The sequence below is a fragment of the Hungatella hathewayi WAL-18680 genome (genome assembly GCF_000235505.1).
GTDB lineage: Bacteria > Bacillota > Clostridia > Lachnospirales > Lachnospiraceae > Hungatella_A > Hungatella_A hathewayi_A.
Genome location: NZ_JH379028.1, coordinates 353,457 through 376,128, shown reverse-complemented (window position 1 = coordinate 376,128; position 22,672 = coordinate 353,457). Strand labels below are relative to the sequence as shown.

22 protein-coding genes are annotated in these 22,672 nt (G+C 50.4%); 2 read left to right on the top strand and 20 right to left on the bottom strand.

What is annotated here, in order from left to right; translation table 11 throughout:
• Positions 1-135 precede the first annotated feature (135 nt).
• From HMPREF9473_RS17555 to HMPREF9473_RS17540, 4 genes are all read right to left on the bottom strand, one after another.
• Positions 136-882 (bottom strand): sugar isomerase domain-containing protein, encoded by a 747-nt coding sequence (locus HMPREF9473_RS17555; protein ID WP_006781533.1) that lies wholly within the window; start codon positions 880-882, stop codon positions 136-138.
• A gap of 17 nt (positions 883-899) precedes the next feature.
• Positions 900-1,976: an ABC transporter substrate-binding protein gene (locus tag HMPREF9473_RS17550; protein ID WP_006781532.1), complete on the bottom strand. Its 1,077-nt coding sequence runs from the start codon at positions 1,974-1,976 to the stop codon at positions 900-902.
• Positions 1,977-2,065: 89 nt separating this feature from the next.
• The gene (locus HMPREF9473_RS17545; RefSeq protein WP_006781531.1) at positions 2,066-2,857 is read right to left on the bottom strand and encodes an ABC transporter ATP-binding protein; all 792 of its coding nucleotides are present in this window, start codon (positions 2,855-2,857) and stop codon (positions 2,066-2,068) included.
• The gene (locus tag HMPREF9473_RS17540) at positions 2,833-3,639 is read right to left on the bottom strand and encodes an ABC transporter permease (protein ID WP_006781530.1); all 807 of its coding nucleotides are present in this window, start codon (positions 3,637-3,639) and stop codon (positions 2,833-2,835) included. The genes HMPREF9473_RS17545 and HMPREF9473_RS17540 overlap by 25 nt, the downstream gene beginning before the upstream one ends.
• A 314-nt stretch (positions 3,640-3,953) precedes the next feature.
• Between HMPREF9473_RS17540 and HMPREF9473_RS17535 the strand changes: the two genes are divergently transcribed.
• Positions 3,954-4,982, top strand: coding sequence for a LacI family DNA-binding transcriptional regulator (locus HMPREF9473_RS17535; protein ID WP_006781529.1), 1,029 nt, complete (start codon positions 3,954-3,956; stop codon positions 4,980-4,982).
• Between the two features lie 40 nt (positions 4,983-5,022).
• The gene (locus HMPREF9473_RS17530; RefSeq protein WP_006781528.1) at positions 5,023-5,904 is read left to right on the top strand and encodes an aldose 1-epimerase family protein; all 882 of its coding nucleotides are present in this window, start codon (positions 5,023-5,025) and stop codon (positions 5,902-5,904) included.
• Positions 5,905-6,095: 191 nt separating this feature from the next.
• Here the strand turns inward: HMPREF9473_RS17530 and HMPREF9473_RS17525 are convergent, their stop codons facing one another.
• From HMPREF9473_RS17525 to HMPREF9473_RS26435, 16 genes are all read right to left on the bottom strand, one after another.
• Entirely contained in the window at positions 6,096-6,302 is a 207-nt protein-coding gene (locus HMPREF9473_RS17525; protein WP_006781527.1) for a helix-turn-helix domain-containing protein, read from the bottom strand.
• A 49-nt stretch (positions 6,303-6,351) separates the two neighbouring features.
• A complete protein-coding gene (locus HMPREF9473_RS17520) occupies positions 6,352-7,053 on the bottom strand; it encodes a hypothetical protein (RefSeq protein ID WP_006781526.1) in 702 nt (233 codons plus the stop codon).
• A 61-nt stretch (positions 7,054-7,114) separates the two neighbouring features.
• The gene (locus HMPREF9473_RS17515; RefSeq protein ID WP_006781525.1) at positions 7,115-7,747 is read right to left on the bottom strand and encodes a hypothetical protein; all 633 of its coding nucleotides are present in this window, start codon (positions 7,745-7,747) and stop codon (positions 7,115-7,117) included.
• A complete protein-coding gene (locus tag HMPREF9473_RS17510; protein ID WP_006781524.1) occupies positions 7,744-8,298 on the bottom strand; it encodes a hypothetical protein in 555 nt (184 codons plus the stop codon). The genes HMPREF9473_RS17515 and HMPREF9473_RS17510 overlap by 4 nt, the downstream gene beginning before the upstream one ends.
• Positions 8,299-8,315: 17 nt before the next feature.
• Complete coding sequence (locus tag HMPREF9473_RS17505; RefSeq protein ID WP_006781523.1) at positions 8,316-8,855, bottom strand: hypothetical protein; 540 nt, start codon at positions 8,853-8,855, stop codon at positions 8,316-8,318.
• A complete protein-coding gene (locus tag HMPREF9473_RS17500; RefSeq protein ID WP_006781522.1) occupies positions 8,855-9,391 on the bottom strand; it encodes a hypothetical protein in 537 nt (178 codons plus the stop codon). Before HMPREF9473_RS17500 ends, HMPREF9473_RS17505 begins: the two co-directional genes overlap by 1 nt.
• Before the next feature lie 15 nt (positions 9,392-9,406).
• Positions 9,407-13,144, bottom strand: coding sequence for a hypothetical protein (locus HMPREF9473_RS17495; protein WP_148552383.1), 3,738 nt, complete (start codon positions 13,142-13,144; stop codon positions 9,407-9,409).
• Between the two features lie 3,502 nt (positions 13,145-16,646).
• The gene (gene lepB, locus HMPREF9473_RS26440; protein ID WP_006781519.1) at positions 16,647-17,402 is read right to left on the bottom strand and encodes a signal peptidase I; all 756 of its coding nucleotides are present in this window, start codon (positions 17,400-17,402) and stop codon (positions 16,647-16,649) included.
• Between the two features lie 410 nt (positions 17,403-17,812).
• Positions 17,813-18,694, bottom strand: coding sequence for a tyrosine-type recombinase/integrase (locus HMPREF9473_RS17480; protein WP_006781518.1), 882 nt, complete (start codon positions 18,692-18,694; stop codon positions 17,813-17,815).
• 26 nt (positions 18,695-18,720) lie between these two features.
• A complete protein-coding gene (locus HMPREF9473_RS17475; RefSeq protein ID WP_006781517.1) occupies positions 18,721-19,206 on the bottom strand; it encodes a DUF3368 domain-containing protein in 486 nt (161 codons plus the stop codon).
• Complete coding sequence (locus HMPREF9473_RS17470) at positions 19,199-19,453, bottom strand: UPF0175 family protein (protein WP_006781516.1); 255 nt, start codon at positions 19,451-19,453, stop codon at positions 19,199-19,201. The genes HMPREF9473_RS17475 and HMPREF9473_RS17470 overlap by 8 nt, the downstream gene beginning before the upstream one ends.
• Before the next feature lie 190 nt (positions 19,454-19,643).
• Positions 19,644-19,838: a helix-turn-helix domain-containing protein gene (locus tag HMPREF9473_RS17465; protein ID WP_006781515.1), complete on the bottom strand. Its 195-nt coding sequence runs from the start codon at positions 19,836-19,838 to the stop codon at positions 19,644-19,646.
• 57 nt (positions 19,839-19,895) lie between these two features.
• Positions 19,896-20,555: a hypothetical protein gene (locus HMPREF9473_RS17460; RefSeq protein ID WP_006781514.1), complete on the bottom strand. Its 660-nt coding sequence runs from the start codon at positions 20,553-20,555 to the stop codon at positions 19,896-19,898.
• Between the two features lie 39 nt (positions 20,556-20,594).
• The gene (locus HMPREF9473_RS17455; protein ID WP_006781513.1) at positions 20,595-21,257 is read right to left on the bottom strand and encodes a hypothetical protein; all 663 of its coding nucleotides are present in this window, start codon (positions 21,255-21,257) and stop codon (positions 20,595-20,597) included.
• A 16-nt stretch (positions 21,258-21,273) separates the two neighbouring features.
• The gene (locus HMPREF9473_RS17450; RefSeq protein WP_006781512.1) at positions 21,274-21,903 is read right to left on the bottom strand and encodes a hypothetical protein; all 630 of its coding nucleotides are present in this window, start codon (positions 21,901-21,903) and stop codon (positions 21,274-21,276) included.
• 13 nt (positions 21,904-21,916) lie between these two features.
• Positions 21,917-22,444, bottom strand: coding sequence for a hypothetical protein (locus tag HMPREF9473_RS26435; RefSeq protein ID WP_006781511.1), 528 nt, complete (start codon positions 22,442-22,444; stop codon positions 21,917-21,919).
• Between the last annotated feature and the right edge of the window lie 228 nt (positions 22,445-22,672).

Here is a 22,672-nt window from a genome sequence, read left to right as displayed (position 1 = left end):
TCTTACCATAATTCAGGGAAAATTTGCTACTTTTTTACTCAAACGTTTGTGTAGGTTTGCAGGGCAAAAGAGACGGCCGCGCAACTGTATGTCGATGCGTGGCCGTCTCACAAAAAATGATGCAAATCCAGGTGGCTACATATAGAAAATGTGGTCCTTATATTCCTTCAGCAGCCTGTCGTTTATCTCCGCCCCTCCGTCAATGTTGGAGCTGGCAAATACAGGCGGTTCCACATGGTTCTCCTGGAGTATCTTGCAGATATTCAGCACGATATTGGCCACGATAAAGGTGCCTGTGATGGACGATGTGGACACCGCCCTCTGTTTCATGCCGATATCAATGCTGGAATCTCCGATATCCCCGTGGTTGTCTATGATCAGCTTTTCATCCACCACCTCATACAGCATTTTCCCCGACGGGTCCTTGCTGGTGACGCTGTGGGCAAACTTTTCACTGATAATGGCTCCCACCAAAATCCCCATCTCTCTTGCTTTGATAGCCATCTCCACCACAATGGGGTTTCTAGCCGCCACGGAATGTATCAGCAGGAAGTCCCCCGCTTTCAACGGGCTCTCCTTCAACACATTGGTGGCAAATCCCGGCAGAACCTCCGTGTCCGTGGACAGGGTTATCGGCCGGATTGTAGGCGCCAGACAGGGATTGAACAGCGGGTTAATCACTGCCAGCCCACCGGCCCGGTAAAAGAAATCTTCCGTGACGATGCCTGCGTGCCCGGGACCAAATACGAAGACATTTCCCCCGTTCATAATGCACCCTGCCATAGCGGCCGACACCTCAGTTATCTTGTTATCCTCACCGCGGTAAATATCATCCAGCATCTTGGTGATATGGCCGTAGAAGGCTTCGGTATAATCATTCACCTGCACTACCTCTTTTCTTATTCGCCTGCTTCTACCATAATGTCAAGCATTACATAATCGCTTACCGGCGGGTCAACGGTCACTGCGCCGTTTGCAATAAAGTTCTGCTTCTGAATCTCATAATATTTCTCTACGGTGCCGTCCTTCGCGCCCTCGCACACTTCCTTGCCAGTCAGCCAGTCAGCATCGCCTCTCTGTGCGTAAACGGTATCATAATCCTGGGCAACCTGAGCCGCCACTGCCTTGGAGGTCTCGTCGAAATGGTCGTCAGCCGCGTAATCCATACCTTTGTATAATGCCTTTGTAAATCTCAGCACATTGTCTCTGTGTTCCTCTGCATACTTGGACATGCAAATCCAGCTGCCCAGGGAAACGGTCTTGTCAGAGAAGGTCAGGTTATCACAGAGCTTTGTGGAATCTTTGGCTTCTTCCAGAATCTTTAAGCTGTTTGGTGACCAGGTAGCACATGCGTCCACGCCACCGGAAATCATAGCCGTCACAATACCGGATGCATCCATATCCACTGCCGTGATATCATCCATTGTCATGTTCGCGCTTGTCAGTGCATTTAACAGAATGTCCTCGCTGGAGCTTCCTGAGGAGTAGGCAACTTTTTTGCCCTTCAAATCTTCCACCTTTGTGATACCAGGGCCGCCAATCACAGCGTCTCCGTTGGAAATCTGGGTCAGTGCAAAGATTTTGGCCTGGCCGTTGATACACAGCTTATGAGCGCCCTGTCCGATAAAGCCCAAATCAATACTTCCGGACTCCATTGCCGCGATGATGGTCGGGCCGTCCGCGAACTCTACCAGATTGACGGTAATGCCGGCATCCTCAAAATATCCCTTGTCAATGGTTGACATGACAGACCACAGGCTGCCGTAGTTTGGCATGTAAGCTACATTCAATGTAAGCGGCTCCTCCATCGCCTCCGTAGGAGCTTCCGTCTCCGGCGCTTTCGTCTCGGCCGGCGCTGCCGTAGTGGTCTCTGCCGGTGCTGCCGTGGTTGCCGGTGCCTCCGACGTCTTGGAACCACAGGCTGCCAGGGAGAGAACCATGGCGGATGCTAAAACTACTGATAATGCTTTTCTCATAATATAATCCTCCTTTTATAAGATGTTAGTTTCTACATGAACAGGCATTGTGCCTGATTACGTACTGCGTATCTCACCGCTCGTTCCACTTACTTGCGGACCTCTAAGTATTCCTGGTAAACCTCGCCCCAGATATAGGACTTCAAATCCAGGAATGGAAGCTCCATCTTCATCTCCTGGGTTCTCGGATATGGCAGATTGATGTCCACAATCTTTTTAATCCGTCCCGGTCTCGCGCTCATGATGATAACCTTGGTAGCCAGAATGACTGCCTCCTCCACGTCATGGGTGATGAAGAAACAGGTCTTCTTCTCTTCCTGCCAGGTCTTGATAAGTTCCGACTGAAGCTGGGTTCTCGTCTGGGCATCCAGCGCTCCGAAGGGCTCATCCATGAGAAGAACCTCCGGCTGCACTGCGTAAGCTCTCGCGATAGCCACCCTCTGTTTCATACCACCGGACAACTCCTTCGGGTAAGCGTCCACGAAGTCCTCCAGCTCCACCATTTTTATGTACTTCATGGCAAGTTCCTTTGCCTCGGCCTCATTCATGCCTTTCAGCTTCAGGCCAAACATTACATTTTTCAGCACTGTCAGCCATGGGAACAGGGCATACTGCTGGAACACCACGCCACGCTCGGTTCCGGTTCCCTCTACTTTATTGCCATCCACATAGACGGCTCCCGACGTCGGTTCTAACAGACCTGCGATAATATTTAAAAGCGTTGATTTGCCGCAGCCCGATGGACCTACCACACAGATGAATTCATTTTCCATGATGTCGAGGTCAACACCATTGAGGGCAATCATCTTGCCTTTGCGGCCATCATAGATTTTTTCCACGTGGTCAATTTTTACTTTTACACGTCTCTCGTCTCCTGCCATCCTGTGAACTTCCTTTCCAAATATTTGATAATCTTTTCACTGGTAATTCCGATAATACCGATGATGATAATGTACAGCAGCATAGGCGGTACATCGAAGCTGTTGTTCAACGAGCGGATTCTCATGCCCAGTCCGGCGATTGCTCCGGTGGACTCTGCCGCAATCAGTGTTGTCAGGGCAACTGACACACCCAGGCGGACCGCCGTGATAATAAATGGCGTCGTTGCCGGAAAGATAACCTTCACAAATAAATCCCTGTCCTTCGCGCCCAGCACTCTCGCCGCCTTAATAAGCGTCTCATCCACATTCCGGACTCCCTGGTAAATCGTGACGGTCATAATCAAAAATGTTGCCAGCCAGATAACAATTACCTGCGGCCGTCTGCCCACACCGGCGGAGATAACAACCAGCGGAACGTATGCCAGCGGTGGAATGTTACGGATAAACTGAATCCACGGCTCCACAATATATTTCACCGGCCGGTACCATGCCATCAGGAAGGCCACCGGAACTGATGTCACAAATCCGAGGGTAAATCCCAGCACCACGGATATCATACTGCTCTTAAAATCATTCCAGAGCACTCCACGCTCAATCATCGTCCTCAGGGACGCGAACACGGTCGGTGCAAACGGAAAACTACGTGCTGTCTTCGGATTAATGGACAGACAATACCAAAGCACTATCGCAGTCAAACAGGATATAATCAGCCATCCCCAGTTTGGTATGCGGGCAACAATATCGTTGTTCATACCATCCTTTTTCTTTTTTTCTGAAGCCATATCTGCTCCTCCTTCATGAAAATTTATTAGATTTTTGCTGTAATTTGTTGTCCTCTTGCTGTTCCCTTGTTGTTTTGTTCTATTTTTTTCCTGTTTTATGTAACTTATTATAGCATAATACACAATTATTTCATCCCATAATTAAGCAAACGTTTGTCTTGTTGTTTTTAAACAAATTTTAGGAAAACGTTTGTTTATTTTACCCTGTTTTTTGAGAGGTAAATTTTGTATACTTACTGTATACTTAATAGTAGGAAGAAACTAGTACCGACATCATCAGTTACAACAAACTTACAGGGAAAGGAAGTGAATCTATGACATTAAAAGAAATTGCCGCGGAAGCCGGCGTCTCCATCTCTACGGTCTCTCGGGTCATCAACAAGAGCAGCAAGTGTCCCGCCAGCAAGGAGGTGCAGGACAAAATCTGGGAGATTGTCCGGCGGACCGGTTATACGCCCAACACCACGGCCAGGGATTTGAAGCGGGGCTCCGCGGAGAATACGGAACCGCTGTCCCGCTCCATCGCCTGTCTCTTTGCCAGGACCTCCGATGTGGAGACGGACTCTTTCTTCTCCTCCCTGGCCAGGAGCATTGAGAAAGAGGCGTTTAAGTATAACTACATATTAAAGTATACCTTCACGGCCTTTGACATCAATCACCCCAGCACCTTCCGCCTGATTACGGACAACCATGTGGACGGCGTGGCGGTGCTTGGGCGGTGCGACAAGCAGCTGTTAAAGTTCTTAAAGCAGTATTTTAAATGTGTGGCCTACACTGGTCTCAACAATCTGGAAGCCAAATATGACCAGATTATCTGCGACGGGTATCAGGCCAGCATTACCGCCATCAACCATCTGATGCAGCTGGGACACACCAAAATTGCCTACATCGGGGAGACGGAAGCCGAGGACCGGTACCAGGGATACTGCACGGCTCTGGCCTCCAGGCAGCTGCCGCTTCGGCGGGAATATATCTCCAACGTGACATTGTCCTCGGAAGGGGGATATAAGGGAGCCGCGGCTCTGTTGAACAAGGGGTGCGACGCCACCGCCTTCTTCTGTCCCAACGACGTGACGGCCATCGGAGCCATGCGGGCTATCAAGGAGCACGGGTTGTCCATACCGGGAGACGTGTCCATCATCAGCATCGATGACATTGACATGGCCCAGTATCTCAATCCCATGCTGACCACCATCCACATTCCGGTGGAGGAGATGGGGCAGATGACGGCGAAGACGCTGATTGACCGGATTGAGGGGGGACACCACCTCCCCATGAAAATCAATCTGCCCTACTACATCGCCAACCGGGAGAGCTGCGGGCCCTGCCGGCGTGGGAAATAGGATTTATCATTAAGATAAGAAAAGAAAGGAATGATATCACATGATTATCACACTGAACAATGAGAAATTTACCGCTTCTATCGATTCACTGGGCGCACAGCTCATTTCCTTAAAGGACGCCTCCGGTAAGGAGTATATCTGGCAGAGGGACCCGGCATTCTGGAAGAACTGCTCCCCTCTTCTCTTTCCCATCGTGGGCAACTGCCGCGACGGAAAGACCTGTATCGAAGGCACCTGGTATGAGATTCCCAAGCACGGCTTCTGCAAGGATACCGATTTTGAGGTGAGCGCCCAGAGCAGCGCCTCCGCCTGCTTCTCCATCACTTCCACGGAGAAGACAAAGGAGGTCTACCCCTACGATTTCAAGCTGTCTCTCACCTACACGCTGAATGATAACGGCCTGTTTATGGATTATGTGGTAGATAACCCGGAAACCCGTGATATCGCCTACTGCATCGGCGCCCACCCGGGCTTCGTGATGCCGCTGGAGGACGGAGAGAAATTCAGTGATTACCGCCTGGAATTTGAGCAGGAGGAGCAGGCCGAGAGCATTGTCTACGACCTGGAGAACCACCAGTTCGATATGAACCGCCGTCTCCCGCTCTTAAACGGCACCAACATTCTGCCGCTGGAGTACAGTCTCTTCGACAACGACGCCGTCTTCTTCCAGGACTTAAAGTCCCGCAAGGTCTCCATCGTCAATCCCGCCACCAGAAAAGGCGTGGAGGTAGACTACCGTGACTTCGAGACCGTGGCCTTCTGGACCCCCGACCACAAGGAAGCCCCCTTCCTCTGCGTCGAGCCCTGGAACGGCTCCGCCATCTGCTCCGACGAGGACGACGAGTTCCTCCACAAAAACCATGTGCAGGTGTTGAAGCCAGGGGAGTCCAAAAGCTATCACCTGGGTATCCGGATTCTGTAACACTTCATATCTGTCAATCAGCAAAGTTCCTGCAAATACACGTATCATCGCATTTGCAGGAACTTTGTTTGGTAACTTCTTATTCATCTGTTTTATAACTTATAGCTTCCTCTTATTTTCAAATTCCCCAATTGTTTCAACCCTGGCGGCAAGTTTAAGCCAAGCCTTCAAAAATTCCTATATTTAACTACCTATTCTCCCGGTTGTCCTTTGATTCCAAGAGTTTCCGCTATCCGCTTCTTGGTTCTCTCGCACTGGTTCCGGCCGTAAATGATATCGCTGACGGTCGAATTAGCGAGGCCCAGCCGTCTCGCCAGTTCCTGCTGGGGAATGTCCTGTTCCACCATTGCGATTTTCATCTTCTTGCCAAATGGGGTGCATGGGATTCTGTTTGCCATATGGGTTCCTCCTATATTGATAAGTCTGTCTCTATTCTGCTGCCGTCTATCACGTGCCTGGTGTGGTGGCAGGAGCGGTGGCTGTGATATAGAACAGGGGTTTTACCGCAAAGCTGTCCCCGCTTCCCCAGCCGTTCTTGGTGGCGCAGTATACTTTCATGGTCATCGTATTGCTTGTATCACCTGCATTATCAACTAACGGCTTCTGCTCCAGCTTCCCTTTCTTCGCATTCAGCTCGTACTTAGCGCTTGTAGATATGCTGTCAGCCATCATCCAGTCACCTTCCGTATCCAGTGACGGTACTGGTGCACCTGCCGCTCCATCCTTTACCGCAAACATTACGGCTCCTTTAGCGTTAAGATTATCCTTCTTGTTCACCAAAGCCGGTGTTGTCGCACTGTCCGCAACCGAAACTTTTTGAATTGACACACCCGAAACGGATACATAGATCGGCAGGGTTGAGTTATTCGTGATGGTGTAGTTGGTGGACTGGCCTGATATCTGGGACAAACCATTCGTGATCTCCTTCATGGGGTCAATATCAAAGGCCGCCGTGATCGGGACAGTTACATTTAAATTTGATACCTTCACGCTTCCTGTAATTGTGGACGTGACCGCGTCGCCATCGGCCACCTCTGTTGATGTCTCAAATCCTGCATTGTCCCAACTGCTGCCAAACGCGGTCATATTCCCCGTCGCCGCGATTACCAGGACCAAGCCCAGTGCTGTCATTTTCCTTCTCATGTTCATCTGATTTTCCTCCTAAATCCTTTTCTTTTTGATACTGCTATTTTAAATCAGCTGGGCGTTTTCACCCCCTGGCTGCGCTGATTTTTAAAGTCGGTTTCACCGTAAACTGATAGGCGCCGTAGAAGTCTGGCGCTACCTTTCCATATAACTGCAGTGTACAGCTTTCCTTCGCCGAAATTTTCGTGACTGCTATGTCTTCCCTTCCCGGCTTGATGGCCTTCTGCTCCAGTTCCCGCTCCGTATAGGGATAATCCTTCACTCCCAGGGCTAACAGCGCGGTTCCCGGCATTTCCACCTCGGATATCTTATCCACCATCCGAAACGACTGGGGATACCTGTCCGAAAATTTATCCCCATAGAAAATGACATCTCCCGGCTCAATCTCCGCCACCCGGGATATTTCCACCTGGATGGGCACCACTGACAGATTTTCCACGGTGATATCCGGCCCCGTTATCTGGGTCCCCGGCGAGCTGATTTCAAACGGCAGAGCCGTATCCACCTCAAAGTCAATATCTCCCGCCGGCATAACCACGGATATCAGCTCTACCTTAATCGTTCCCACAAAGGATACTTCCGCCTGTGCATCCTGGTCCGCTGGCACAGTAATCTCACGGGTGCCGCCTGCGTAAGCCGGCCGGGCCGCCCATATCAGCAGACTTCCCGCTATCAGACATGCTGCTAGTTTCTTCAATAACTCTCTCCCTCCCCTCTCTCCAAAAGGGTCAGACGGACGCTTACGGCTGCCTGGCCAATCAGTTCCTCCGTCTCTACTTTGTAGGCATAAAAGACTGCCGTACAGTCATAAACCCCTGCTGGCATTTCAAGGAGCGGCTCCGCTGACTCCACATAGCTGCCCGGCCGGATGGCTCCTGTCCTGTAAATCAGCTCCCCCGTGTCATCACGGGTAATCTCCACGCGGATTAACTTTCCCTGGTTGGAGGGATTCTCAATCAGCCAGTTGACCGCCCTGTCTCTGCCGCCGGCATAGCCGGAAGGTGTCACATTGATGGACATGGACAGCATTCCCTCTTCCACAACGCTGTTCAGTTCCCTCTGCCGCTCCTCCATGCTTTTTCCCGGAATATCCCCCATGACCACATTGGCCTCGTATTCCAGCTGCCCGCTCCGCACCGGTTCTCTCCCCATCAGCAGATAAATGCAGATTCCTGCGGCCGTCATAAAGCAGGCCAGCAGAATCATAAGTAAGGGAAGCAGGCGTTTCGTTTCCTGTTCTTGTTTCATCTCTTCTGTCTGCCTCCTTACTGGAATACGTACAGGGTAATCTGGGCAGCCGCACGGCCAATATAGCTGCTGTCCTTTACCCGGTAAGCGTCAAAGTATGCACTGCATGAATATTCCCCCTGGGGCAGAACCACGTCGAGCTCCGTCTCATCAATATACTGCTCCGGGTCCAGATAACCTGACCGGTATATTTCCTCCCCGGTATCATCCCGGATAATGATCACGGTAAAACGGTTGCCATTACTCGGAGGATTCTCAATCATCAAATTCGCCGGGCTTCTGCCGTCCTGCATACAGGGAGTTGTATTGATGGAAAATGTCAGCATTCCTTCATCGACAATTCCGTTCAGCTCTGACTGCCTGGCCGCCGGGTCATTTAAGGTTCCAATCTTGACATTGCCTTCCGGGACCAGCTCCGTCTCCCTGCTTTCTGCTCCGGACTGTCCAAAGGTTACGATACAATAGCCGGCAGCTCCCAGCACCGCCAGACAGAATACGGCGGACAGGAGGATAACCAGCAGATTGATACCGCTTTTCCGGTTTTGTTTTCTGTTCATCAGGATTTTCCTCCCTCTTCTTCTGTTTCTATTACCCGCAGGGTAATGCCAACCGCCATCTCACCGGCCGGCTCCCGGTTCTCAAACAGTTCAATCCTGGCCGTCAGCGGATATTCTCCCGGAGGCAGTTTCTGTTTCAAGGATATCCATTCCACATAATATCCTGGGTCCACTCTCGTTGTGCTGCCCAGCAGCTTCCCGGTCTCTTCCAGGTACAGACTGATTCTGGAACTGTAATGGTTGCTGGTGGAATTCTCATACTGGATACGGCATTTTTTTGCCCCTTCCTCGATGGTAGGAAGCTGATTCAGCAAAACCCAGAAACTGCCGTCCTCCACCTCCTTCGTTTCCCCCGTATATAAAGTGCCCTGTCTGGCGCGCGGCTCCGGCCGGATATCCAGCCGGGCCTGAATGGGCGCCGGCCAGCCATAAACCATGATATAAGCCGTGCCGCCTGCTGCCGTGGCGAAAACCAGTATCAGGCACAATGCCAGCTTTCTGCGCCATCGGCTGTGGTTCCGTTTCCTGCTTCTCATCTGTCCACCGCCCTTCTACGAGCCAATCTCTGCGTGAAGTTCCGACGTATAGTCGTCTTCCGCCACGGAGAATCGGTATTTTACCGTATATCCATACTTGTCAGGCTCTTTAAAATAATAGGGGTCAGCCGCGTATTCCATAAAATACTGATACCACAGGGTGCCTCTGCTCTTTAAGCGGTAACTCATCCAGGAGTTTTCTGTCGCTCCCTCTTTCGGGGTATAGTATACCTTGGAAGGAGTCAGGCCGGTCCCTGCTGTTGTCCCGCTTCTCAATCTGTCAATTCCCAGTTTTACTCCCATATTGGTAATCTGGCCTTTCCGGCCAGTCCAGTCCATATCCCCTTTTACCGGCTGAAGCGTGAGATACTCATCTCCATCCATCGGCACCAGGCTTTCAATGCTTCCCTCAATTGGGTAATCGTTGTCATTTACCAGCCTGATATCGCCGCTGTGGGCTGTCTGCAGGGAGCCATCCGGGCTGATGTCGAGAACTACCTTGACTGGCAGAACCACACTCAGCCTCTTGCCGCTCACACCGCTCAATTCCACGCGCACTTCATACCGGGTGGTTCCCGATGCAAAATCCAGCAGAATCGTCCGGGAATCCGGGCAGGTGTAGGCGGCTCCGTTATACAGTGTCAGCTGGCTCACCGTCCCCAGGGAAGTGCCCGCCGGCTGTGTTAAGGATGATGATACCTTTCCCAAATCAATGTTTCCGGCCGCAAACCCCAGGCATTGATTCGCGTTTTTCTTTCCGTAAATCTGATACTTGCTGCCCACATCAGCCGCCAGATCAAAAGCAGCACTGCTTCCATTTTCCTGATGAATGGCCCGCAGTTTCGCGTCAGGAATGGCTGACGAAAGAGAAATTGTTCTTCCCTCCGCCTGGTCCGCCGGACTTACTGCCCCGTCCGTGCCTATGAATACCGGTACTTTCAGGGTTGGCATTCCACGTGTGGACTCGGCCTGCAGACTGGTAAACCAGACACGGTCTGCCCCTTTCCGCTCCACGCCGTCACTGGTTGTATTGAGACCGGCCGTTTGCTCCAGCCGCTTCTCATCACTGCTGGTATCAAACATGGTGACATGGGCACTGTCAGATAGGATCTGGTCACTGTAACAATGACTGGGATTCCCGGCTCCGATTTTCCCTGCAATGCTTCCTGCCGTTCCTCCGGCGGATTCCTCTGCCTTGACAGAACCGCTGGACAGACTGGCATGATAGCAGTTCTGGATCGTTCCGGCGCTTCCATCTCCGGCAATTCCTCCCGCGGCGGAGGATGTCCCCACCGCAGTCAACTGGGTCTCCTGGTTATAGCAGTCTTTTATCTCTGGCGACGCTCCTGTCATCTGGCCGGCAATTCCTCCTGTATATAGGGCTCCGCTTCCTACATTTCCTCTGGCATAGCACTGGTAAATTGTTCCTCCATCCAGCACACCGGCGACAGCGCCCTGGCTTCCTCCTGATGAGGTGAATCTGGAATCCACAATTCCAACTTTGGCTACGGTTCCAGTTACCTGTTCAAACAATCCGGCATTGGCGCCTGGGTTTGTTGTGGTATTGATATGTAGTCCGGTGAGTTCATACACCTCTGACTGTCCGGCTCCAAAGGTTCCTCCGTAGGATTTGATGGGCTTCCACAGAACTGGTGACGTGGAATTCCCGCCATAGGGCAGACCGGTCATATTAATCACTGGATCTGTTAAATCTGCACATGCTCCTCCATAGACCGATGGGTTTGTGGTTACCACATGGGCAAACCAGGCCAAATCCTCCGCGGTTCCCAGCTGATAGGGGTTCCCGCTGCTTCCATCACCTGTTCCTGCTGGGGTTCCTGGCTTTGTCCATGCTGTTCCCGACGGCAATGTTGTCATGATTCCTTCCTCCAGACCCAGGCCGATTTGTCCCCAGTCCTCCGGCGCTGCCAGACTGCCGGCTGCCGGTACCGGATAGCGGGTTCCTGACGGGTCATAGGTCCAGGAAATTCCTGTACTCTGGTTCCGGCTCTGCCCGTTCAGCGCATAGGCCGCCGCCCAGGTCTTCAGCAGTTCTGTGCTCAGTCCGGTTCCATGAATTCCATCTCCGCCGCCTCCTCCACTTCCGCCTCCGCTGGTATCCCACAAAGTTTTATCATAGTAGCAAAAGTTGATTCCAGCAGTATCTGCAGCATTTCCAACCATGGCGCCCCTGCTGTTTCCGCTGCTGGACGTCACGGTTCCGGCATTATAGCAGCCCTGGATGACCTGTGCTGCGCCTGCGGTTTTCTGGCCGGCAATTCCTCCCACATGGCTATCTCCGGAGACACTGCCCAGGTTATAACAGTTTCTGATTGTCATGAGATAGGAAGGGCTTCCACTCCCGCTCTCCGTCATAGCTCCCAGGATGCCTCCCACCTGCTGTTTTCCGTCCGCAGTGACACTGCTACCGGCTGTTGTATAGCAGGCTTCTATCACCAGACCATCGGCCTGGCTGGCTTCTCCTATGATACCTCCGGCCATGTTCCCGTTTCCCGTGATGTTACCCACATTCCAGCACGATATAATCGACGCATTGGTTCCGCTCTCTTCCACATACCCGATTATCCCGCCAAGACTGTCACCGCTTCCCGTCAGGTTCCCGGTGTTCCGGCATTTTTCTATTGTCACGCCGGCTCCGCGGATACTGGCGGCAATTCCTCCTGCATAGGAGCCTGTCGTGTTCAGCAGGCTGTTGGAGACTGCCACATTGCGGACAGCAGCATTGGTTCCAAGAACTCCGAATAATCCCTGGTAACCAGTCCCTTCCGCCCGAATATTGGAAATCGTATGGCCGTTTCCGTTGAAGGTTCCTGTATACTGCTTTCCGGCTCCTTCCGAGCCGATGGGAACCCATTTTAATGCACTTGAAAGGTCTGACGGATTGTACGCAAACCCGGTATAGCTTTCTCCAAACAGGCTGATATCTGCTGTCAGTTCCGCACATATTCCGGACACTCCATCCGTATGATTTACCTGATAGGCAAACCAGGCTAATTCCTCCTTCGTCCGGATTTGGTAGGGCCTCGTGGCGCTTCCCTCCGTGCCGCTTCCTGCCGAAGAAGGTTTCCAGCCGGCCTGCTGGCCAATCTCCTCCCAGCTGGTATATCCTTCTGTCAGGATGGGATACTGGTCATTCATATAGGATTTACGCACCCATATCCCTGAATCGGCAAATTGATTCAGCCGGTATTTCAAGCCGCTGTTATCATCGCTTTTCATCAGGCTGCTGGCCAGACCATTCGTCTGATAACCTCCATTGCCGGATGAAATGGCCGTTGAAGCCGCTGTAACTCCAGCCGGAGCCCCGGCCCCGGTCGTCTCGCTGTCCCAGGCACAGTATTTCATGGATGCGGTTCCCTCTTCCATACCGGTGTCAAAGTTTCCTGCGATTGCTCCAGGACTGCCGTCTGACGCGGTGACCAGACCGGTATTATAACTGCTGATGATTTTTTGTGATGCGCTGTCCACGGTCTCACAGGCGCCCACCAGGCCACCGGTTTTGCTTCCTGTGATTCCTGCTACGGATGCGCGGTTATAGCAGTTTTCTATGGTAACGCCGACATTCCCTCCGGCAGAAATCACAGCACCGGCAAGCCCTGCCGTTCCTGCCTCTATCGCCGTAGTGCCATCCTCTTTTGAGGAATTTATCACACTGCAGGAGGGTGTCAGACTGACTTTCTGAATCTTTGCCCCGCCCCCCACCATAACCGAAGAGTCCGGCAGCACCGTCATGCTCTACCTTCATGCAGCTTATCAGCCTGCCGTTGCCATTAAAGGTGCCGGTATATGGATGTGCGCTGGTTCCAACAGGATTCCAGCGGATGGGATTATCAGCACTCCACCCATAATTGTCTCCGCTTAAATCAATATCGCTGAGAAGTTTGGCACAGGCGCCAGGTTTCGTGCCACTGTTTACCTGGTAAGCAAACCAGCCAAGCTGGGCGGCATTTGTAATTTGGTAGGGGTCCGTGGTGCTGCCACTTCCAGACAGCCTAGTCTCTGTCAACCAGTTCCATGCCATTCCCTGACCGATATCTTCCCAGGTGTGATAGGGCTTTTCACTGTCACCTCCCAGGAACGGATATCCCCCATTGATGCCGACCCAGGGTCCATTGACACTTTTCCCGTTTAAAAGATAGGCAAATGCCCATGTCTTCATTTGTGTTTCTGTGAGTTTTGTTCCAATAACAGCAGCGCCATACAGATAATAACTATTAGTCACTGTCATAACAGTACAAGTTTGACTACAAATTCCTCCGGCCGCTGAATCCGTCTTCCCATTTAATAAAATATTTCCACTATTGAAACAATTGGAAATCTGGCTTCTTTCTCCCCATCCACAGATTCCACCACTTCCTATTTCAATATAGCTTCCTTCTGCGATTGCATCTACTGTTCCTTCATTATAACAGTCCTCAATCGTGGTACCTGGTCTGCACAGTCCAACAATTCCTCCAGCGTAAACATAACCATTACCTTTTGATTTTATATCTGCCTTATTGTAACAACGCTGAAAAACTGCCTTTGTCCGATAACCAGCAAATGCGTTATAAAGTGTTGTCGATGCAATCCCCCCACTACTGCCCGTACTAGTAACCTCACCACTCTTCACTCCAAAATCCTTTACTGTACCGTCAAAATAACTATCTTTAATAAATCCCCCCGCACAATACAAATTAGATACTCCATATCCTCCGCCATCAATAATTCCTTCGTATCCTCTTGTGTTAGTGGAATCAATCCCTATCCATTTTAATTTCCCTGCACCATCATTATATTTATCCCCGTTTAAATCAATATCTTTCGTCATCAACATACATAATTTTGAATTTTTTTCATCAACAGCAACCATATATGCAAACCATGCCAATGTCTCCGGTTCATCAATAAGATATGGATTTTTCTCGCTTCCGTCTCCTCCTTTGGGTTTATAGACGCCCATGCCATCGGCGTCTTCGTAAACTGCCTTTCCTACTTCCCCCCAGTCTGCATAAGTGACCTCTGCCACTACTGCAACTGCATAGCTTCTGCTCATATTTCCAACAGATGCTTTCAATTGCGAGACTACATTACCCGCCGCCCTCTCTGACTTCTGAGAAGATACCTCTTCCTCCTCATCCGCATCAGCCGGTGTCCCAGATACCGGCTTTGATTCCATCTGGCTTTTTACTGTTGGGACAATTTTAGCTTCTATGGAAGCGACCTCCGCCGCTTCATCGGATACCACTTGATTATTTCCTTCAATTCTGATATCACCTTCCGCTTCCCAGGTAATTATCTCTCCATCTATCTCTGGCGGGAGTACGATATCCCCATTTTTTACTATGTCTGTCAGTGTTTGCCCATCTGGCAGTACGAGGGCAATCACCGATGCACGGGAACTGACTGCCACGGTCTCGTTGTCACTTAATGCAAAATATTCCAACTGTGGGTATGCATTTTCCGTCTTTCTCCAGGCACCCGGCATACCACTTTCGCTTCCGATCATATCGGCTGTCCTCATTCCTTTCAGCCGAAATTCCTCCGCATCAGGTGAGGAGGAGACTTCTCCGTCCTCGTCTGCTTCTCCATCGACACAGGCCATCTGCCTGTCATACATGCAGCCGGTCAGGCTTCCATCTCCCAGCGCCGTAAATCCTCCGTGGATTTTTCCAGCTTTTCCAACAGTCAATGTGGAATAGCTGTTCTCAATGTTCCCTTCATTAACCGCTGTAAATCCTCCACTTACCCCATCACTGTCAACCAGTCCTGTCGCATAACTGTTTTCTGCCCGGCTCCCTTCTCCAAGAATTCCCACCAGCCCGCCAGTATATGCCTCCACATCCTCTAAGGCTGAGCCAATGGTAACTAGAGCGAAACTGTCGGAAATTGACGTTTCGCCTGCCACTTGGGCGACAAGGCCGCCTGCTGTGACGCGGTCTGCCGTGACGAGTATGTAGGTATCTCCATTCGGATTTCCTATATATTGCAGTTCTGTCTCCTCTAGCTGTGACTCTCCATCATTCTTCGACTCCTCGTTCGAATCCGCCGCATTGGAAGGTGTTGCCACAGAAGGTGTTTCCTCCGCATTTGGTGGTGACGCTTCCAAATATTCATCCACATCAACTTCCATAACAGAAGAAACTTTCAATGCCAAGCGTTGGCGGTTAAGTGACCGGTATCCCACGGTTTCCATACTGGCCGGCTCGTCTTGTACCAGTCCGGAGTCTGCGCTTGTCTTATCTACACTGGCTTTATCTTCCTGTGACGGCTCGGGAGCCTCCTCTTTTACTCCTTCCGATTCCAGTTCCTCCGGTTCCGTATCTGCTTCTTCCTCACGGTCAGTCTGCTCTTCCTCTGTAACATCCGTTGGCTGGGCAGTCTCCTTCTCCGGCTCCGAGCCATTCTCCCCGGACGTCCCGGATGATGCGGGAGTCTCTGTTTCTTGATCCACAGCTGTTGTACCGTTTTCCTCCTCCGAAGGCATCGCTGTCTCTTCTTTTCCATCCGTTTCTGGCACCTGGTTCCCGTCCGTTTCTATTCCGGGCCCCTTCGCCGGCTCGCTGCCCGTCTCCGTATTTACTCCCCCGCTGATATCTTCCCTTCCTGTCAACCCCTCCTGGGCCGTTGTTGGTTCCTGCACCCCAGGGCCTCGGGATTCGTCCCTCTCAGCCGAATCTGCCCTCTCTACCAGATACTCCGCTTCTGACGGACTGGCCGTATAAATCTCTCCATTCATTCCGCAGTTTTGGATAACTGAATCAACCGCATAGGCCGCCAGTGCGCCGTATCCATCCACATAATGCTCCCCATCCGAATAGGTAACCGGATTCTCAATTACCGCCCCACTCAGAAACAAATTCTCCACTTCCGCCCGCTTCATCACTCCAAACAACGGTCTGGTCAGGCCGCTGATTACATGTCCGTTTCCATCCAGGCTTCCGGTGAATGGTTCTACATTTGTCCCGATAGACTGGTACAGCCAGCCAAGGTCCATATCTTCTTCCAGTCGGTATTTACCATTCAGATTGTATTCTTCGCTCTCCGTATCCAGCAGGTACTGTTCCAGTTCTTCTTCCGTATAAATCAGCACCGTCTCCCGGCTTTTGGCACGGGCCGTTCCGATGCTGTGTGCCACGTATCCTGCCACAGCCATCGCAAGCAGAATACAGACTACTCCCGCCAGCAGATAATTTCTCTCTTTCCCTTTCGTATGTAATCGAAAATGGCTCATCGCTTCAACTCCTCCATCCCTTTATCTTCCATTCCTGATAATCCAGATTACCTTTCCCAGTACATCCTCCGACGGCACCGTTCCGATATTGCGGTCCCGGCTGTCCACTGATTCCACACGGTTATCTCCAAGCACAAGATACTGGCCATTCATGATTACCTGAGTGGGGCTGGCCATATCCTGAGAAGCCCCGGCCACCGGCTCCGTAATGGTTACATATTCCTCTCTGATCTGTTCACCATTGACCACTACCTGGTTTCCCTCACGGTTTATCTCCACCTGTTCTCCAGGTAATCCAACCACACGTTTAATCATCGTCTCCCCATTCTTTTCAAATACCACTACATCATTCCGACGGATTTCCCCCGCAATGCGGCTGTATACAATCCAATCGTTGTCATTGAGATAAGGATACATGGACGTTCCCGCCACTCGGTCTATTCCAATCACAAACCCGAACAGACAAGCCACGCACAGAAGGATCGACAGCGCTCCCGCTAAAATCTTCACATTCCTGCGTTTATGGCTCGCAAAATATCGTCTCATCTCTACGCGGATACGCTGGCGCATCTGCTTCTTTAAATCCGCATTCTGCTCCGCCGCTGTGTCCGGTTCCGTTTCCAGGGCCTTCACGATATCCCAGAGATAACAGATAACCTGCTCCTCCTCGAATCCTCCAAAACGAGTCCTGCGAAAATGGGAACATTTTCGATAGGTTATCCCACTGCTTTTCCCCTTGTATCTGCGGGATGTCCCCCTTCTTTCGATGGTCTCCACGGACTGGCTCCTCTCTTTACTTCATAATAAGTATTATGGAGTGTTCGATATTTTATAGAGACTATTTTGGAGGGTGTTTTGGGATATCTTAAATCTTTGATGGGAGATTATTTTGATGATTTCTAAGATTTTGGATAAGTTAGAACTGATGATTTGACCAGCATCTATAAATCCGGGCATGCCAAATAAGCGATTTTGCTTCTCAAAGCAGAATCACCATATTTCATACCCATCACCCCACATTTCTGCGAACTTTTTGTCCTGTTTTGTAATTTTTTCCATTTACAATCTTGCAATTTTTACGAAAGTGGGTATAATAGACTATATTACGAAGAAAATATCCTTCAGAATTGATTTTAGATACCGCATAATACTTATTATGGGGTATTTTTTATTTCCCGGCTTACGGTCTAGCCGTACACCAGATGCATCCGTGACAGCTGCCGCCTTGGCTGGCTCTCCGTATCCACGGTATAGATTCGGGTGGTATTGATATTGGAATGTCCCAGCAGATCCATCAGCCGCACCACATCCTTTTCCATCCGGTAAAAGGTCCTGGCAAACAGATGGCGGAAATTATGGGGAAATACCTTTCTCTCATCCACCCCCGCCTCCCGGCCCAGCTCCTTCATTTTCTTATTGATATTGCTCCGGTCCATCGGCCTTCTATTCCTCGTGATGAAAATGCTTCCGCCTGTGATTCCCACCCTCCGGCAATACTTTTTTAACAGTTTCATCAGTTCGGCCGGCAGCAGTGCAATTCTTGATTTTCCCTTATTGTAAATCTCCGCCCGGCCACGTTCCAGGGATTCCACCGTGATAAACCGGAGTTCACTGATCCGGATTCCCGTGCTTCCAATGGTTTGAAGCAGCATGCTCATCCGGGTGTCGCCCTTTCTCTCCGCCGCCTGTACCAGCCGCCCGTAATCTTTCTCCGTCAGCTCTTTCTCCGGCTCGCTAAACTGGATATGCTGTATTTTAAAGAGTTTGACCTTGTACTCCCCGCATCCCAGATACTCCAAAAAACTGTTGACTGCCGCCAGCATGGAATTGGCGCTGGTGGTTTTGTAATACTCGTTGAGATACTGTTTATACTCCAGGACTATTTTTTTATCAAATTGATTTTTGTCCGATTCATGTTCTCCTAACGAACACAGATACTCCCGGAATTTCTTCACGTCCCGGAGATATTTTTCCACCGTCGCCCGGCTCCTCTCCTCTTCTTTTAAATACTGTTCATACCGGTTCAGCACTTCATCTGTGATAAAGTTCATATTTTTGCGTTCTTCCATGATAAAAAAATCCTCCTTTGTAAGATTTATTCTCCAGCCTGTTCCAAAATTAGCTTTTCTAATTCTTCACCAATATAAAAACCATTCCTTTTTATTTCCTCTAAAACTGGGCCCAATTTTGCGATAATTCCATGTTTTTTAGCTTTTAAAAGAACCCCAAGCGTCCCTGTAACTGACAAACCTAAATATTTAGCTGTCTTTTTTGCAGCATTATCATCAATAATAACCAAATCGGCTTTTGGGTTTTCCTGGGCAAGAATCATGACTTCTACTTCTCCATCATGCAGCTTCGCCTTATACATCTTTTTCTCAGTTTTATCAGTAATTTTCTCCACATGAATCCAATCCAAAGAAGCTTTTACCAACTGACAAGCTGAATCCTCTTTTTCCGTAATTTCATTAAATACCGCCTCTGGAATACTTATTTCTCCATACAACTTTTTCAAAACATCCAGCTGCCCTGTATTACAAAGTACAATGAGAGGGGTAGAATTGACTATAACCCTACGCATTTGTCAGTTCCTCCATAAATTCCTTTTTGCTCCCAAACTGAAAAATACTGATTTGATTCTGGCCTAAGTATTTTATAAAATCTTCTTCCGTCATACCTGCTATCTGTGCACAATAGCCAATTGACACGTTATTCTGTGTATAATAGCCCATAGCCACAGTACGTCTTGCAAATTCTGCTGCCTCATCTGCGCTCATATGTGTGTCATAAAGAACTGCATCTGGTATTTTTATTGAAATCTGGCACATTCTCATTCCTCCTTCAAACTAAAGATTTTCCTGCCCTGAGCAGAAAGTCCCTTTATTATTGATAATATAACATATTCCTACCCTGTATTCAAGGCGCCCGTGTGCAACGAGCAAAAATCCGATAAAAAGCTGACCTCCTATCCGTTAGATTTTTTACTCTAACTTCAGGAAGTCAGCTCTATCTGTTATCCTATGCCTTGATTCCAAGGGTTTCCGCAATTTTCTTTTTGGTTCGCTCACACTGGTTCCGGCCGTAAATGATGTCGCTTACCGTGGAGTTGGCAAGGCCTAAGCGTCTGGCCAGCTCCTGCTGGGGGATGTCCTGCTCTACCATTGCGATTTTCATTTTCTTGCCGAAGGGGGTGCATGGGATTCTGGTTGCCATATTGGTTCTCCTTCCTGATTCCTTTATTATTTTCTGTTGGCTTCTTTCAGATGTATCTTAATTATTGGCTAATCTTATGGTGAAGGTTGGAGTTACTGTAAATTTCTCATCATTTCCTGTCCATCCGGTTTTTGTGATTCCAAACAGCTCCATCTCAAGACTTCCGCCTCCGGCCACGGTACATTCACTAGCGTTGGCATCCAGATTGTAGCTGTCCATTGCATTTGCTCCGGTTAACATCCAGTCATTCGCCGTGCTTACCGACGGTTTTGTTGCAACGCCTTTCTTCCTTACGGCCAGCATCAGATGCTGGCTCTTATCCAGTGCATCAGACTCCGTTCGGGTCAGTGTAACACCATTGGCCGTTACGCTGCTGATTTTCACCGCTACATTCAATTCAGAGTTGTTCGTTATGGTATAATTACTTGCCTGGGTCTGTATCCTTCCATGGCCTGTTTCCAGATTTGTTGATGCATTCGGGTCGATGTCAAATCCGGCTTTGACCGGTACTACTACTTTGATGCTTGAGATTGCAATATATCCGGTAAGCTCTGATGTTGTGTCAGAACCGCTGGTGGCATCAATTTCCAGAGTTCCGGTTTCAACCGTACCTGCCGCCGGAGCTGATGGAGCCGACGCATAGGACACCGCGCTCCCGGATGCTGCCATCCCCATTGCCATTACCACTGCTGATACCTTCTTCCATTTCTGATTCATGTTCTCTTCCTCCTTATATCCTTTCGAATTTCTTTTTTATCAATTAGTCACATTGACTGCACTGATCTTTAACATAGGGGTAACCGTGAACTGGAAGTCTCCATAAAAGTCTGGCTTTACTTTTCCATACAGTTTTAACTTCCTGGTTCCCCAGGCCTCCACGTTTGTGACTGTGACTGCCTCCTCGATTCCTGGCACAATGGCGCACCTTTCAAAATCGGATTCTTTCGTGTAAATGTCGTCCTCGGTTCCCAGTACCAGAATCCCCGCTCCGTATTCCTGCGCATCCACCTCCGATAAGGTTCCATACAGCTGGAACTTCTGCTCCGGGCCGCCTTCAAAGGCTGGCGCGTAGGACACATGTTCCACTTCCGGCACTTTGGCAATCTGCAGTTTTACCGGAATAACCGAGTGATTGGCGATCCGGATGGATGGGCTTCTGATCTGCTCTCCGGGGTTTGCCAGACTGAACGGCTGGGACGGGTCCACCTCAAACTCAATCCCGCCCACCGGCAGTTCCACCGAGATCAGTTCCACTTTGATTGTTCCTGTCAGTTCCGACTTCACATCCGCTGCCCCGTCTCCCGCCTCAAACCCGGTCTCTCTGGTCACGGCTTCTTCTGCGTATGCCAGAGTTCCAGCGTTTTGAAACAGCAGCACCGCCATCAGCACTGCACCGGCCAGGACTTTTCTTTTTCCCAATGGCTCCTCCCTCCTTTCATTCCAGCAGCGTCAGTTTCAGTTCGGCCGCCGCCTGGCCAACGTACGCTTCGTCGTCTTCCCGGTAGGCATAAAACATGGCGGTGCACGGATAAACGCCTGCTTCCAGCTTCACATCCAGCGGGGCCTCCGCCACATAGCTTCCCGGCGGAATGGCGCCTGTTTCATAGATCTTTTCCCCTGTTTCTGTGAGAGTCACAACCACGCGGATGAGTTTTCCCTGGTTGGATGGATTCTCAATCAGCCAGTTCACATTCCGGCCTGCGCCAGCTGCCTTTCCTGACGGTGTTGCGTTGATCGACATGGCGATCATCCCTTCTTCCACCATCGAGTTCAGTTCCCGCTGTCTCTCCTCAGGGGTTTTGCCGGGAATGTCTCCCATCACAATGTTGGCCTCATAGACCAGACCTTCCGGTTTCGCCGGTTCTTTCATCCGGCTTAAGCAGACACCTCCCGCCGCTCCTGCCATACAGCAGATTCCAAGGATCAGGAAACCGGCCGCATACTGCCACTTCTTCTTTGGCGGCTTCTTTCTTCTGCCTGGCTGCTCCACTGGCGGCCTGCTTCCTCCTGGCTCATGGCTTCCTCCCGGATCCGTTTCTCTCTTCTTACTTATCTCCCGTTCCATCCCACATGCACCTCTACTCCAGCACGTACAGCACAATCTGCGCCGCGGCCCTTCCTATATAAGTATTATCTTCGACGCGGTACGCATCAAAATTTACGGTACACGCATACTCTCCTTTGGGCAGTTCCACATCCAGGCCCGCTTCATCTATGTACTGTTCCGGGTCTAGGTAACCGGATTTGTAGATTTCCTCCCCCGTGTCGTCCCTGGTAATCGTCACCGTAAAACGGTTCCGGTTCTCCGGCGGGTTCTCGATATATAAGTTAGCCTTCCCCTTTCCATTCTTTATGAAGGGCGTGGCATTCACTCCAAAGGCCAGCATTCCTTCTTCCACCATGGCATCCAGCTCTCTCTGGCGGCCTTCCGGGTCGTTTAACGTTCCCATCTTCACGTTTCCGTCCGGCAGCAGGCTGACCACGGTCTCCGGTTCCGGCTGCGTATAGGTGTGGACGATATATCCGGCCCCCGCCAGCACTGCTGCGCAGAAGATGACGGACAGAACTATTACCAGCAGACTGGTTCGGTTTTTTCTTGATTTCATTCTGTCTTTCCTCTCTCTTATGTCATTTTGAAACCGCTCTAGCTGTTCGGTTCACAGTCAATGGCTCTGGCTGACCACACGCAGGGTGATCTCGATGGACAGCTCGGATACCGGGGTTTTCTCCTCAAACAGTTCCACTCTCACGGTTACGGGGTATTCCCCCGGCTTCAGTTCCCGTTTCAGATGGACGGTCTCTATGTAGTTTCCAGGGTCCACCCGTTTTGTACT